This window comes from Mesorhizobium sp. WSM4976 (genome assembly GCF_029625685.1).
Lineage (GTDB): Bacteria > Pseudomonadota > Alphaproteobacteria > Rhizobiales > Rhizobiaceae > Mesorhizobium.
Genome location: NZ_JARTVT010000024.1, coordinates 36694 through 50349, shown reverse-complemented (window position 1 = coordinate 50349; position 13656 = coordinate 36694). Strand labels below are relative to the sequence as shown.

At 65.4% G+C, this 13656-nt stretch carries 14 protein-coding genes; 7 read left to right on the top strand and 7 right to left on the bottom strand.

The features are described 5' to 3' along the window. Positions 1-5: 5 nt before the first annotated feature. Positions 6-707 (top strand): hypothetical protein, encoded by a 702-nt coding sequence (locus P9272_RS26120; protein ID WP_278162769.1) that lies wholly within the window; start codon positions 6-8, stop codon positions 705-707. Here the strand turns inward: P9272_RS26120 and P9272_RS26115 are convergent. Further along, the gene (locus P9272_RS26115; protein ID WP_278162768.1) at positions 682-1746 is read right to left on the bottom strand and encodes a 2-dehydropantoate 2-reductase; all 1065 of its coding nucleotides are present in this window, start codon (positions 1744-1746) and stop codon (positions 682-684) included. The two genes, P9272_RS26120 and P9272_RS26115, sit on opposite strands and share 26 nt — an antisense overlap. Positions 1747-1916: 170 nt before the next feature. Here P9272_RS26115 and dapE point away from each other — a divergent pair, with 170 nt between their 5' ends. From dapE to P9272_RS26090, 5 genes are all read left to right on the top strand, one after another. Continuing rightward, a complete protein-coding gene (gene dapE, locus P9272_RS26110) occupies positions 1917-3116 on the top strand; it encodes a succinyl-diaminopimelate desuccinylase (protein ID WP_278162767.1) in 1200 nt (399 codons plus the stop codon). A gap of 2 nt (positions 3117-3118) precedes the next feature. Continuing rightward, complete coding sequence (locus P9272_RS26105; protein WP_128258715.1) at positions 3119-3724, top strand: transporter; 606 nt, start codon at positions 3119-3121, stop codon at positions 3722-3724. Positions 3725-4143: 419 nt separating this feature from the next. Beyond that, on the top strand, positions 4144-5337 hold the full coding sequence (locus P9272_RS26100) for a hypothetical protein (protein WP_278162766.1): 1194 nt from the start codon (positions 4144-4146) through the stop codon (positions 5335-5337). A 298-nt stretch (positions 5338-5635) separates the two neighbouring features. Further along, a complete protein-coding gene (locus P9272_RS26095; protein WP_347404068.1) occupies positions 5636-6103 on the top strand; it encodes a DUF47 family protein in 468 nt (155 codons plus the stop codon). Beyond that, positions 6100-7704, top strand: coding sequence for a PEP/pyruvate-binding domain-containing protein (locus tag P9272_RS26090; RefSeq protein ID WP_278162765.1), 1605 nt, complete (start codon positions 6100-6102; stop codon positions 7702-7704). The genes P9272_RS26095 and P9272_RS26090 overlap by 4 nt, the downstream gene beginning before the upstream one ends. 106 nt (positions 7705-7810) lie before the next feature. Here P9272_RS26090 and truA read toward each other — a convergent pair whose 3' ends face one another. From truA to def, 4 genes are all read right to left on the bottom strand, one after another. Beyond that, complete coding sequence (gene truA / locus P9272_RS26085; protein ID WP_278162764.1) at positions 7811-8572, bottom strand: tRNA pseudouridine(38-40) synthase TruA; 762 nt, start codon at positions 8570-8572, stop codon at positions 7811-7813. 95 nt (positions 8573-8667) lie between these two features. After that, positions 8668-9174 (bottom strand): N-acetyltransferase, encoded by a 507-nt coding sequence (locus P9272_RS26080; RefSeq protein WP_128258646.1) that lies wholly within the window; start codon positions 9172-9174, stop codon positions 8668-8670. Beyond that, positions 9171-10106 carry a methionyl-tRNA formyltransferase gene (fmt, locus tag P9272_RS26075; RefSeq protein ID WP_128258647.1) on the bottom strand — a complete coding sequence of 312 codons (936 nt, stop codon included), beginning with the start codon at positions 10104-10106 and terminating at the stop codon, positions 9171-9173. Before fmt ends, P9272_RS26080 begins: the two co-directional genes overlap by 4 nt. A 59-nt stretch (positions 10107-10165) precedes the next feature. Continuing rightward, a complete protein-coding gene (gene def, locus P9272_RS26070) occupies positions 10166-10696 on the bottom strand; it encodes a peptide deformylase (protein ID WP_278162763.1) in 531 nt (176 codons plus the stop codon). A 103-nt stretch (positions 10697-10799) separates the two neighbouring features. Here def and P9272_RS26065 point away from each other — a divergent pair, with 103 nt between their 5' ends. Continuing rightward, positions 10800-12047, top strand: a complete 1248-nt coding sequence (locus tag P9272_RS26065; RefSeq protein ID WP_278162762.1) for a DNA recombination protein RmuC — start codon at positions 10800-10802, stop codon at positions 12045-12047. 3 nt (positions 12048-12050) lie between these two features. On the opposite strand, the gene P9272_RS26060 is transcribed toward P9272_RS26065, so the two are convergent. Both P9272_RS26060 and P9272_RS26055 read right to left on the bottom strand, forming a co-directional pair. After that, positions 12051-12455, bottom strand: coding sequence for a GFA family protein (locus tag P9272_RS26060; RefSeq protein ID WP_128258650.1), 405 nt, complete (start codon positions 12453-12455; stop codon positions 12051-12053). A 40-nt stretch (positions 12456-12495) separates the two neighbouring features. Further along, positions 12496-13455 (bottom strand): cation diffusion facilitator family transporter, encoded by a 960-nt coding sequence (locus P9272_RS26055; RefSeq protein ID WP_128258651.1) that lies wholly within the window; start codon positions 13453-13455, stop codon positions 12496-12498. Between the last annotated feature and the right edge of the window lie 201 nt (positions 13456-13656).

Here is a 13656-nt window from a genome sequence, read left to right as displayed (position 1 = left end):
CCGTCATGCGCTACCGCGCGCTTGATCCGCAACTGATCATCGAGACGGCCGAAAGGCTGGAGGAGCGGATCGGCGAGCGTTTTCCAGATGCCGGCCTGCGCGGCGTCGCCGCCGAACTGGTGTCGCTGTCACGGGACCTCGCCGGGGCGGCCAGGGAACTGGAGACGCCGATCTGGTGGCTGCGCGGCGTCATCGTTGCGGCCTTCATCGCCGGCGTGGCGGTGTTCCTGTTTGTCGGCACGATCCTGCCGCTCGACCGCATCTCGGGCGCCGATGACGCCGTGCAGTCGATGCAAGGCATCGAAGCGACCATCAACACCGTCATCCTGGCCGTGCTCGGGCTGCTGGCGCTGGTCCGCACCGAGGAGCGCATCAAGCGCAAGAAGGTCTTCCGCCAGTTGCACGGGCTGCGCTCGCTGATCCATGTCATCGACATGCATCAGCTGACCAAGGACCCGGCGGCGCTATCAGCCGAGTTCAGGCCGACCGCGCACTCGCCCGCCCGCCTTACCAACGCCGCGGACCTTGCGCGCTATCTCGACTATTGCTCGGAGATGCTGTCGATCACCGGCAAGGTCGCGGCGCTGTTCGCGCAGTCGGTCAATGACGATGTCGTCATTGACGGGGTCAATGACATCGAGAACCTGAGCTCCAACCTCTCTCGCAAGATCTGGCAGAAGATCACGCTGATCGAGGGCCGCCGCTAGAGCAATTTCCCTCCCTGGATGTGCCCTTAACCGCTTCCGGCCCCAGCCCGGGCGGGCCGCGCCCTTCCGTTTCAGCCTGACGGACCAGAGCTGCGACTCGTTCGTTCATCGGCGTAGGGATGCCGGCCTGCCTGGCCAGACGAATGACCGCGCCCTGCAGCTCATCGATCTCGGTCTGGCGGCCCCGTTTGAGATCGTCCCACATCGACGAGCGAGCTTCGAGATCGATCGCAAGCATGTGGCGCGCCAGGAGGCCGAACAGCCAGTCGGGCAGCCGCAGCACTTTCGGCAGCAGCGCTGGCGGCAGCCCCGTGATGCGCGCCGGCACGATGCCCGCCGCCCTGATCGCGGCGAGCGCTTCGTCGATCTGGGCGGCCAGGATCACGCGCCAGCTCCGGTCGGCCAGTTGCCTCGCCAGCGGCAGGTCAGAGAGCGCCACCAGTGCATTGTTGAGGTTCATCAGCAATTTGCTCCACTGCACCGCTTTCATGTCGGCGCGCGCCTCGACAGCAAGCCCGTCGACATTGAGCAGCTCGGCAAGGCCGTCGAGGCCGGCATCGATCATCATCTCGCCCTGGCTGGCGCGATGCGCACGCAGCGGCGCGTCGCCATCGGGCGACAGGACAACGTTGAACATCACCATGCCGGTCAACACCTGCCGTCCAGGGAGCGCGGAACGCAGCCGGTCGGCATTGTCGACGCCGTTCTGCAGGCTGACCACCACGGCATCCGGGCGCCCATGGGCGGCGATCACTTTCGCCATCTCTGCGGTCGCGCCGCTCTTCACCGTCACCAGGACGATATCCGCGTCGCGCAGCGCCATCGCCGGATCGTCGGAGACCGCAATCGCTTGCGCCTCGATGCGGCGGTCGCGGCCATCAAGATCGCTGATCCGCAATCCGCCCTCGCGCATGGGCTCGACGAGGCGGCCGCGGCCCAGGAAGACGACCTTGCGTCCGGCGAGCGCCAGGCAGCCGCCGACATAGCAGCCGATGCTGCCGGCGCCGGCAATCGCGATGGTGCTTGCTTCACTGGCCATGCATTTTTCCTCGCGTGGTCTGCTTCGATGCATGTCGTATTCCCGGAACCGCCGCATATGCTTCCAGGGCAACGTGCATTTATACGTCATGAAAACCATATTGTCGGCGGCATGACCGGCGATCATCTGCCACCGTGACACGACAAACGCTTTCGATTATCGCTTTGCCCATGACATTGCCGACCGATCCCGCCGCGAATCTTGCTGCCCTGATCCGCTGTCCGTCCGTTACACCCGCAGAAGGTGGGGCGCTTGCCGCACTGGAGGACATGCTGAAGCCGCTCGGCTTCTCGGTCGAGCGACCGGTCTTCTCGGAAGACGGCACGCCGGACATCGAAAACCTCTATGCACGGCGCTCGGGCAACGGCCCGCATCTGATGTTTGCCGGCCATACGGATGTAGTGCCGACGGGGGACGAATCGGCCTGGACGCATCCGCCCTTCGCCGCCGAAATCGCCAATGGCGAGATGTATGGCCGGGGCGCCGTCGACATGAAGGGCGGCATCGCCTGCTTCATCGCCGCGGTGGCTCGCCACGTGGAGAAAAACGGCGGCCCGAAAGGCTCGGTCTCGCTGCTCATCACCGGCGACGAGGAAGGGCCGGCGATCAACGGCACGGCCAAGCTGCTCGAATGGGCGGCGGCCAAGGGCGAGAAGTGGGACGCATCGCTCGTCGGCGAGCCGACCAATCCGGACACGCTGGGTGACATGATCAAGATCGGACGGCGTGGATCGCTGTCTGGCAGCGTGATCGTCAACGGACGCCAGGGCCACGCCGCCTACCCGCAGCTTGCCGACAACCCGGTACGCGGGCTGATGAGCCTGGTCGACGCTCTGCTGCATCCCGTTTTCGACAAGGGGACGAAGGATTTCCAGCCGACCAATCTCGAAGTGACGTCGATCGATGTCGGCAATCCGGCGACCAATGTCATCCCGGCCAGGGCGACGGCGACGTTCAACATCCGCTTCAACGACACCTGGGACGCGGAATCGGTGCAGGCCGAGATCCACAACCGGCTCGACCAGGCGGCGGGGCGCAAGAAATACCGGCCGGGCAGGAAGACGCCCGTCGACTACGAGCTTGTCTGGCGCGACCGGCCGAGCCATGTCTTCCTCACCCGCGACGACAGGCTGATCGATACGCTGGGCCGCTCGGTCAAAGCTGTGGTCGGCAAGACGCCGGCGCTTTCCACGTCCGGCGGCACGTCCGACGCCCGCTTCATCAAGGATTACTGCCCGGTGGTCGAGTTCGGGCTGATCGGCAAGACCATGCATATGGTCGACGAGCGCGTCGCGCTTGCCGATCTGGAGACGCTGACCCAAATCTACGAACGCTTCATCGACGACTGGTTCAAAAAAGGCGTTTCGTGACCATGCTTTCGGCGGACGAAACCTATGCTTCGCTGGCCGGCGCCTGGCGGCTGATGTTCGGCAAGGCCGACGGCCTGCGCCTGCTCGACCTTTCGGCGGACGGTTTTTGGAATTCCTTCTTCGCCATCATCGTGGCAGCGCCGGCGCTGATCGTGGGCTGGGTCGGGATCGCCAATGAGATCAGCGATCCGGATGCCTTTGCCGGGCGGTTCTCGATGTTGATCCGGCTGGCGGCGGTGGATATCGGCTCCTGGGTGCTGCCGCTGGTGGCGCTGGCGCTGATTGCGCCGCGCGCCGGCATCGGCGGCCGCTTCGTCCACTATGTCGTTGCCTCCAACTGGGCGTCGGCGATCATCGCCTGGCTCATGCTGCCCTCGGCGCTGCTCAGGCTGTTCCTGCCCTCCACCAGCGAGATCAGCAGCCTTGTCTCGCTGTTCCTGTTCGCGCTGTCGGCACTGCTGACATGGCGCATGACCAATGCGTCGATCGGCAAGGGCGCCGCCGTGGGCACTGCCGTCTTTGTCGGCATGTTCGTCGCCTCTCTGCTCGTCCTGTTCGGGCTGCAGGCTCTGCTCGGCATCGACATACCCAGCGACGCCGGAACCTAGATCAATGAAGTTCGGCGCGCCTTCGCCGTAGCCTTCCGGCCGGAATTGCATCAGATCTGAGAGACAGGAGCTTATCGCGCTCCTGCGATCCTGTCCTGGCGCCGCCGCCTGCCCCGGATCGTATCAGCAGTTCCCTTCACAAATCCGACCGGATGATCCGAAGGGCATTGACCCCGGGCGATATTCATCATCGCAGCTTCTTTCGCGAACAATCGCGCGCCGGACAATCCTCTTTCGGGTGTTTTGCGCTGGATCAATGGTCGAACCTTGGTCCCGGAGTAGATTCATCGTGACAAGATTGTCACAATTCTTCGATGTCTTTTCATAAGTCGGCTTATGATTTCGGAGACATTTCGGAAAAGGACGAACCGGCAATGAACGAGACCGCAAAGCTTCACGACAGGATGAATGGCTGACAAATGGAAAAGGTGGATGTCGTCGCCGCGCTCGGTCAATCGAAACTGCTCCTGCCGGGCCTGATAAAGGGCGCGCTCGCGGCCAATGACCGGTTGAAATTCGCGCTGACCGCACTGCAGGCCGCCGCTGCCCATGCCACCGACGGCGCGGCGCCGCTGGCCGATCTGCGCCGCGACTATGCCGCCGCGCATGTTAACGCGCCCTGGATGCTGGAGATGCAGGAAGCGGCCTGGTCGGAGGGCGGGAAGCTGCATCTTCCCGAGCTGCCTCGACTGGGCAAGCTGCTCGGCGATGACATCCGCCTGATGGCGCGCCCGCTGGAGAGCAGCGCGGATGCCGCCCACCTGGCGCTGATGGCGCGAGTCGACCACTGGTGCGATTGGCTGGACCGATTGAACGCGGGCGTGCTCGACGACGCCCAGATGGTCGCGCTGACCGGCGGCAGGCGCGGTGAGGACGATACATTCCACATTCTGGTAATGGATCTGCACAAGAGCCTGAACCGGATGGCGGCCGAGATGTCCGACGACACTGTCGACGGCGCCCATGTCTGGCAGCTCGATGCCGGCGACCGCCCCCGGGTCGCCGCGTTCATGCGCGGGCTGAACCGCACGCGGAAGCTCAAATTCGACCATCCCGGCCTCGACACCGCGGCGACCCGGGACGGAGCGCGGCTGCTCATCCAGAATGACATCGGCACCAACGACGCGCATGTGCTGGTGATCCAGATGGAAGGCCTTTCGATAACGCTCACCTATTCGGACCTGCACGAGCGGCGTTTCGCTTTCTTCCAGGAATCGCTGGCGGAAATCGGTGCGCAATGGTCGGGCGTCGGCGCGCGGCGCCACGCCGGGCTGAACGCAGGCGTCGACTATGTCGTCGGCACAGCCCGTTTCGATTGCGCCGATCTCGGTGCGGCGGACGCGGTGCTTGAGGGGCTGGGCTCACGCATCGTCTTCCTGATCGACTGGAACCGGGCGCGCAAGCGGTTGAACCGGCTGGTGGCCAAGCCGCTTTCCGTCGCGGTGCTGACCGAGACTGCCCATCGCGAGGCAGGCCACATGGGCTGGCTCATGGCCGGGGCCGAGCAACTGGTCTTCGACGCGATGGAAGCGCTGTCGCCGGACCACTTTCGCGTCGGCGACCGGCTGGACGGCGTGCTGGGCGAAGCCGAGGCGCGGGATTTCCTGACCTAAGCGCTGGTCCTTTCCTCCAATGCCATGCAGGCAGGCCAGACCGCCGCCCTGGTCGCCGACCAGATCCGGCTGCTTCTGTCGCGCCATGTCGGCCGCCACCGGGACGAATTCGCCTTGCTCGGTGAGCATGCCGCCTTCTGCCAAGCGCTGGCGGAAGGCATACGCGATGCGCTGGCCCATGGCCACGAAGCGGACGTCAAGGCGGCGCGAAAGCTCTCGGAGCGCGCCAAGGTCTGGGAGCGCAAGGCCGATCATCTGGTGATGCGCCTGCGCGACCAGGCCGGGCAACGCGCGCTGGCTGCCCTTCCTGCGGCTGATCGAATGCGCCGACGATGCGGCGGACGAGCTCGAGGAGGCCGTTTTCGTCCTGTCGCTGATCGCCGAGCACAACCATCACGGCTGGAACGACGAATTGCGCGCCGCGCTGCGCCGGCTGGCCGACAAGGTGCTCGACGCGGCACAGGATCACGTCAAGGCGCTTGCCGTTGCGCGCACGCTCAACGAAGCGAGTCTTGCCGAGGATCAGGATGAATTCCTGGCCGCCTGCTGGCGGGTGGTCAATGCCGAGAAGCTGTGCGACGCGCTGACTCGCGATGTCAGGCGGCTGTTCGTGCGCCATGTCTCGGACGCCGCCGCGCTCAGCCTCGGCACCGATTTCGCGGCCGCGCTGGAGGCATCCACCGACGCGCTGCTGCGCACGGGCTACGCAATGCGTGGCCTGGTGTTCACACGGGTCGGCGCGAACCATCAGGAGAGGCGGGCGTGAACGACACATCGATGGGCATTCCGGCTGAAGGGGCTGCTGGCCTCATCGTGCCCGGCGCGCCGCTCGCCAAGGCGGCCTCGCCCGAGACGATGGGCTTCAAGGCCTATAATCTCGCACGGATGGCGGCGCTTGGGTTGAACGTGCCGCCGGCTTTCGTGCTGGGCACCAGCCTCTGCGCCCATCCGGAGGCGGTTACGCCCGCGCTCTGGCGCGATGCGCTGACGCGGCTCGAAGCCGCGACCGGACTACGCTTCGGCGATCCGCGCCGGCCGCTCCTCCTGTCCGTCCGCTCCGGGGCGCCGGCGTCGATGCCGGGGATGATGGAGACACTGCTCAATATCGGCCTCACCGACGCGACGCTGCCGGGGCTGATCCGTTCGACCGGCAATCCGCGGCTGGCCTGGGACGCCTATCAGCGCTTAATAGCCGGCTATGGCGAGGTGGTGGCTGGCATCGAAGCGGCCGCGTTCGAGGCCGATCTCGGCCAGGTGCGCATGGGCGAGGATGAGCGCGCTCTGGACTTCGCCGCGCTGCGCGATCTCGCACAGCGGCATCTGGAAACCTACCGGCGGCTGACGAAGGAAGCCTTTCCACAGGACCCTGTCGCGCAGTTGCAGGCGGCGATCGCTGCGGTGTTCCGCTCCTGGTTGAGCGCCAAGGCGGTCGCCTATCGCGAGATGCGCGGATTGAGCCATGGCATGGGCACGGCGGTGACGGTCCAGCGGATGGTGTTCGGCAATGCGGGCGGGCTGTCCGGAGCCGGCGTCGGCTTCACCCGCAACCCCAGCGACGGTGATCCCGCCCCTTGGGTCGATTTCCTGTTCAACGCGCAGGGCGAGGACGTGGTCAGCGGCCGGCGGAGCGCACAGGGCCATGACCGGCTGGCCGCGATCGCTCCGCGCGTCTGGGAGGAGCTGGTCGAGGCGACGAAAGCACTTGAGCGGCATTTTGGCGACATGCAGGATTTCGAGTTCACAGTCGAGGACGGGAAGCTCTTCCTGCTGCAGACCCGCGAAGGCAAGCGTACGCCCCAGGCGGCCGCCCGCATCGCTCTCGACATGGCGGACGAGGGGCTGATCGACCGCGACACCGCGCGCAACCGCACCGCCGGCCTTGACGCGGCCGCGTTGACCACGCGCGTCATCGTGGCCGAGGACGGCGCGGCGGCAGCGACGCTCGGCCACGCCGCCACGGCCTCCAGCGGCGTCGCCAGCGGCGTGGTCGCGCTCAACGAGGAGCAGGTGGCGGCGGCCGAGGCGGCGCGAAAACCGGCGATCCTGGCGCGAGAGAACGCCGAGACGCATGACGTCGCGCTGATCGACCGCGTGCGGGGTCTGCTCACCCGGCACGGCGCGCGCACATCCCACGCGGCCGTGGTAGCGCGGCAGCTCGGCAAGGTCTGTCTTGTCGGCTGCGAGGCTATGCGCATCGACGAACCCGGCGGGCGGATCGGTTTCGGCGAGGAATGGCTAGACCCCGGGGCGGTGATCACGCTGGACGGCAACAGCGGCACGATCTTCGCTGGCGCGTCGCGCACCGCCGAGCAGGTGCCGACGGAGTTGTTGCGGCGGCTCGACCGCCTGCACGGGAAGACGGGATGACATTCTTGGGCCTCTGATGGCCAGCGTCCCGCTTGGTTCGGCCGACTGGTGCCTTCCGTCGAGTGCCCTGCTCAGGCCCAAGCTGTTCCGGACCGACGGCTCGGGATCATGTGCGGCTCTCTTCCGGATAATCGACGCCGACAAGAAAAAGCCCGTCCGACGGAGCCACCTGGCCGCAAGCGGCGCGATCGCGCGCTTCGAGCGCCGCCTTGAGATCGTCCGCGCCCCAGGAACCGTCACCGACGCGCCGCAAGGAGCCCACCATCGAGCGAACCTGGTTGTGCAGGAAGGAGCGTGCCGAGCTGCGCACCTCGATGAAATCGCCATTGCGGCCGACGTCGAGGCGGTCAAGCGTGCGGACCGGGCTTTCGGCCTGGCACTGGGTGGAGCGGAAGGTGGTGAAGTCATGCTTGCCGAGCAGCACTTTCGCCGCCTCGTGCATGGCATCGGCGTCGAGCCGCTTCGGCACCCACCAGACCTTGCCCTTTTCCAGCGCCGCCGGCGCGCGGCGGTTGAGGATGCGATAGAGATAGTGGCGGCCGGTGGCGGAAAAGCGCGCGTCGAAATCGTCGGGGACGATCGCCGCTTTCAGGATGACGACGCGCGCGCCGGCCGCCTGCAGATGGGCATTCACCGCGTCGCGCACCTTGTCGCCCGACCACGCCTTGGCGAGATCGACATGCGCCACCTGGGCAGTGGCGTGCACGCCGGCATCGGTGCGGCCGGCGGCCCGTATTCTTAGGCCTTCACCGCAGAACTTCTCGATCGCCTGCTCGATCGCCTGCTGCACCGTGGGCTGGTCGGCTTGATGCTGCCAGCCGGCGAACTGGCTGCCGTCATATTCGATATCGAGCCGAAAACGCGGCATGTTCAGACAATTACCGATGTCTGAGACGAGACCTTGTTTTCTCGGTGGAGCATGATCTTACCCGAAAACCGGTTCCCACTTTTCGGGATCATGCTCTAAGCGGCCAAAGCGGTGAAAGCCGAAGCGTATACCAGCCTGCCGGTCTCGGGCGCGTCGCCCCAGGCCAGCGCCTGCAGCGCCTCGCCCTGATACTCGCTGTCGAACCTTGCAGCGCGGGCATGGCTGTAGCCGAAGCGGCCGTAATAGGTCGGATCGCCGAGCACCACGGCCAACGTCTCGCCGGCTTCCTTGAGGCGGACATGCGCCTCAAGGATCAAGGCGCCGCCGATGCCTGTGCCGTGGAAGGAGGGCTCGACCGCCAGCGGCGCCAGCGCGACAGCCGCGAAACGCTTGCCGCCATTCTGGACGTAAAGCCTGGAAAACAGGATGTGGCCGACGACCTGGCCGTCTTCCTCTGCAACCAGCTCGACGACGGCGTCGCCGCCGGTGACCAGGGCGTCGACCAGCCCGGCTTCCGCCTGCTGGCCAAAGGCATGCTCTTCGACGAGGCGGATCGCCTCGCGATCCCGCGGCGTCGCCGCGCGTATCGACATCATGCTCATGTGAGTTTCGTTCCTTTTTCGATCTTGGCTCCGCGCAAAAACTCCTGCGCGGCGGCAGGCTTTCCGCCCGCCCGTTGAACTTCGACCAGCCTGACCGCGCCCGACCCGCAGGCGACCGTCAGCCGGTCATCGAGAATTCCTCCCGACTCGCCGACGCCATCAGAAAGCGTCGAGCGAAGCAGTTTCAGCCGCTCCATGCGGCCGCCAATTTCGACCTCGCACCACGCGCCCGGAAAGGGCGAGAGGCCGCGAATGTGATTGTGGACTTCGCCAGAAGGCCGCGTCCAATTTACGCGTGTCTCCGATTTATCGATCTTTCGGGCGTAGGTCACTCCTTCCGCCGCCTGCGGGGTAAATGTCAGACAATTTATCCCCAACTGCGCAAGCGCCTCGACCATCAGCGAAGCGCCCTGAACCATCAGGCGGTCATGCAATTCGCCGGCCGTGATATCGGGTGCGATGGCGCATTTTTCAACCAAAGCCACCGGCCCGGTATCGAGACCCTCTTCCATCTTCATGACCATCATGCCGGTTTCGCTGTCGCCGGCCATGATGGCGCGCTGGATCGGAGCAGCACCACGCCAGCGTGGCAAAAGCGAGGCATGTCCGTTGAGGCAGCCGAGCCGCGGGGCGTCCAAAACGGCTTTCGGCAACAGCAGTCCATAGGCGATAACCACGGCGACATCGGCTTGCAGGGCGGCGAAAGCCGCCTGCTCCGCCTCACTTTTGAGCGATGTCGGCGTGCGCACTTCGAGCCCCAGCCGCTCGGCCTCGCGATACACCGGGGACGGCGTCAACTCCAGCCCGCGGCGGCCGGCGGCGCGCGGCGGCTGTGTGTAGACGGCGGCGATCTGGTGGCCGGCCTCGGCGATGGCGCGCAAGGTCGGCACGGAAAAATCCGGCGTGCCCATGAAGATGACGCGAAGCGGCATGAGGTCCTGCGATCCTGTCTTGCGGTGGCTTCAGGTGCTCGCGCGGCCAAAAAGGCCCCTTAGCCCACCATCTTCCCCGGCGCCTTGTCCTTGGCGAGTTTCTTGAACTTCCTCACCACCATGTCGCGCTTCAGCTTCGAGATGTGGTCGATGAACAGCACGCCGTTGAGGTGATCGATCTCGTGCTGCAGGCAGGTGGCCATCAGGCCTTCCGCCTGCATCTCCTGCAATTTGCCGTCGCGGTCGAGATATTTCACCCGCACCGAGGCCGGGCGCTCGACCTCGGCGTAATAGTCGGGGATCGACAGGCAGCCTTCCTCATAGACGGAACGCTGATCGGAACTCTCGAGCACTTCCGGATTGATGAAGACATGCGGTTCGGGCGGCTCGCCTTCCTTGGCGAGATCGATGACCAGCAGCCGCCGCGGCTCGCCGACCTGGATTGCCGCAAGGCCGATGCCCGGCGCGTCATACATGGTCTCCAGCATGTCGTCGGCGAGCTTGCGCAGATCGGCGTCGACGCGCTCCACCGGCTTGGAAACCTGGCGCAGGATGGAATCGGGAAGAATGATGAGCGGCTTGATCGACATGGCGTCTCACCTAAGACTTCGCTTGAGAAGCGTCAACGGGGGCAGCCTTTCCCTGTTCACGTTTTGATCTGTGCCGGCGATGCGAATCGGTTATGCTGCGCGCATGAACGACGTGACCTCCATCCTTTCGCAACCGGTCGCGCGGCTCGGCGCCACCACGATCACGCTCGGCCAGGCGCTTGGTATCGTCGCTGTCCTGTTCGTCGTGCTGTTCGCCGCGCTCGTCATCGCCCTGTGGCGCGCGGCCAAGGCGCGCGCGGTTGCCGCTGTGGAAGCGGCCGACCAAGCCCGCGACACCGAGGCGCGGATGGCCGACATCATGCAGGCGCAGGCCGAGATGCAGGGGCGCATGGGCGCGATCGCCGACGTGTTCGGCGCCAGGCAGGCGGAGCTTACGCAATCGCTCGGGCAACGGCTCGACGCCATGACCGGCCGCATCGGCCAGACCATGGCCGAGCAGACCAAGTCGACGCATGAAAGCCTGGCCAAGCTGCAGGAGCGGCTTGCGGTGATCGATACCGCGCAGGGCAATATCCAGTCCCTGGCCGGGCAGGTCGTGCAGTTGCAGGCCATCCTCTCCAACAAGCAGACGCGTGGCGCCTTTGGCCAGTCGCGGATGGAGGCGATCGTCGCCGACGGGTTGCCGCACGGCGCCTACGAGTTCCAGGCCAGCCTCAGCAATGGCAGCCGGCCCGACTGCCTGGTGCGGATGCCCAACGGCGCGCCGATGCTCGCCATCGACGCCAAGTTCCCGCTGGAAGCGTGGAACGCCATCCGCGCCGCCGAGGGCGCCGACATGCAGAAGGTGGCGGCGCAGGCCTTCCGGCGCGACATTGAGGTGCATATCCGCGATATCGCGGAGAAATACCTGATCCAGGGCGAGACGCAGGACACTGCCTTCATGTTCGTGCCCTCCGAATCGGTGTTCGCGGAAATCCACGAGAATTTCGAGGCGGTGGTGCAGAAGGCGCACCGCGCCCGCGTCGTCATCGTCTCGCCTTCGCTGCTGATGTTGTCGATCCAGGTGATCCAGGCGATCCTCAAGGACGCCCGCATGCGCGAGCAGGCGCATTTGATCCAGGGCGAGGTCATCCGGCTGATGGAGGATGTGGCAAGGGTCGACGAACGGGTGCGCCGACTGCAGACGCATTTCGGCCAGGCGGCCAAGGACATCGACGACATCCTGGTGTCGACGTCGAAGGTCACCAAGCGCGGCCAGAAGATCGAGGCGCTGGAATTCGCCGAGGGCGAGAACGAGCAGCAGCGCCCGGCGAAGGCCGAAGGCGGCGCGCGGGTGGCCGATTCAAAGACGGGACAACTCAGGCTGCGGGTCGTCGAGGACGGCGACTGACCCCTACTGCTCCTCGATCGTCGTCATGCCTTCGAATTCTGGCAACCAATGCAGCGCCGAGCGGTGCCAGACCTGTCTTCTCGGAACGAGATCTTCGCGCTGGCGCGCTGTGCCGACCCTGATGCCATAGATTTTGGGTCCGTCGCCGGCTGAAGTTGCATAGAGGTGCGAGCCGCAGTCGCCGCAGAAGCCTTGCGCCCGCTTGGCGCCGCTCGATCCGGTCTTGATATAGACTTTCGGCGTGCCCTTGGTGATCCGGTAATGCTCTTCTGGCGCCCCCACAGTCACGCGAAAGGCTGTTCCCGTCAGCTGCTGGCAATCCGTGCAATGGCAGATTCCGGTCTTTTCCGGATCGACCTCTGCCTCATAGGTGATCGCGCCGCAGTGGCATCCGCCGTCGATCTTCATCGGCCTTCCTCCTTACGAAGTTCGTTGTGCTGCATTGAGCTTAGTCCTCGTCCGAAGCCTCGGCCATGGCCTTGCGCCGCTGCTCCCATGTGCCAGTCGCCTGCGGCTTGACGAATAGCCTGGAGATTTGCGGCATCTCCTTTTTGAGCCTTGCCTCCAGGCGCTCGACGCAGGCTTCGATCTCGGGCGCGGTGAGGTGATCCTCGAATTCGATGCTCAACCCCGCGACGATCTCTTCCGGTCCGATATGGACGCTGAGGATGCCGTTCGCCCGCTGCACCGCCGGATCCTGCTGGGCGATGGCCAAGACCTCCTTCTGAATCTCGGGTGACGCAGGCTCGCCGAGCAGCAGGCCCTTGCTCTCGCGTGCCAGGAAGATTGCGGTGGCGCCAAGGATGACGGCGATACCGATCGAGCCGACGCCATCGAGCTCCGGCATCTCCAGAAGTTGCGCCGAGAGGATACCGGCGAAGGCAACGATGAGGCCAAGCAATGCGGCGCTATCCTCGAACAGCACGGTGTAGACGCTCGGATCCTTGCTCGATTGTACGGCCTGCAGCCAGCCCCGCTTGCCTTTCTGCTGGCGAAACTCCCTCAGCGCCACCAGCCAGGAGCTGCCCTCAAACAGGAAGGACAGGCCGAGCACGATGTAGTTGACCTTGGCGTTGGCGACAGGTTCGGGCGCCATGATGTGGATGACGCCTTCGTAGAAGGAAACGCCGGCGCCGAGCGCGAACACCAGAAGCGCGACGATAAAGCTCCAGAAATAGAGCTCTCGTCCGTGGCCGAGCGGATGCGAGCGGTCGGGCGGCCGCGCGGCGCGGCGCATGCCATAGAGCAAGAGCCCGCCATTGCCGGTGTCGACCAGCGAATGTACGCCTTCCGACAGCATGGCGGACGAGCCGGTGAAGAATGCGGCCGCGAATTTGGTCGCCGCAATCGCCAGATTGCCGGCAAGCGCGGCGTAGATGACCATTTTCGAGCCGGCATGCCCTGCCATTGGCTTTTGACCTCTGTGCGACGCATCGAGCTTAGCGGGCCGCCCGCCGAAGCTCCACAGACAATGCGCCAGCAGGACCGAGGTTCAAGCCGGCCGCGGCGAAAGGAAAATCGGTTGACATCCAGCCGGGCGGCTTCGCGAAGCCGCACAGCCTCTTGCAGTCCGTCATTTCTGTTGTTTCACTCGGATTGCCCACAATCG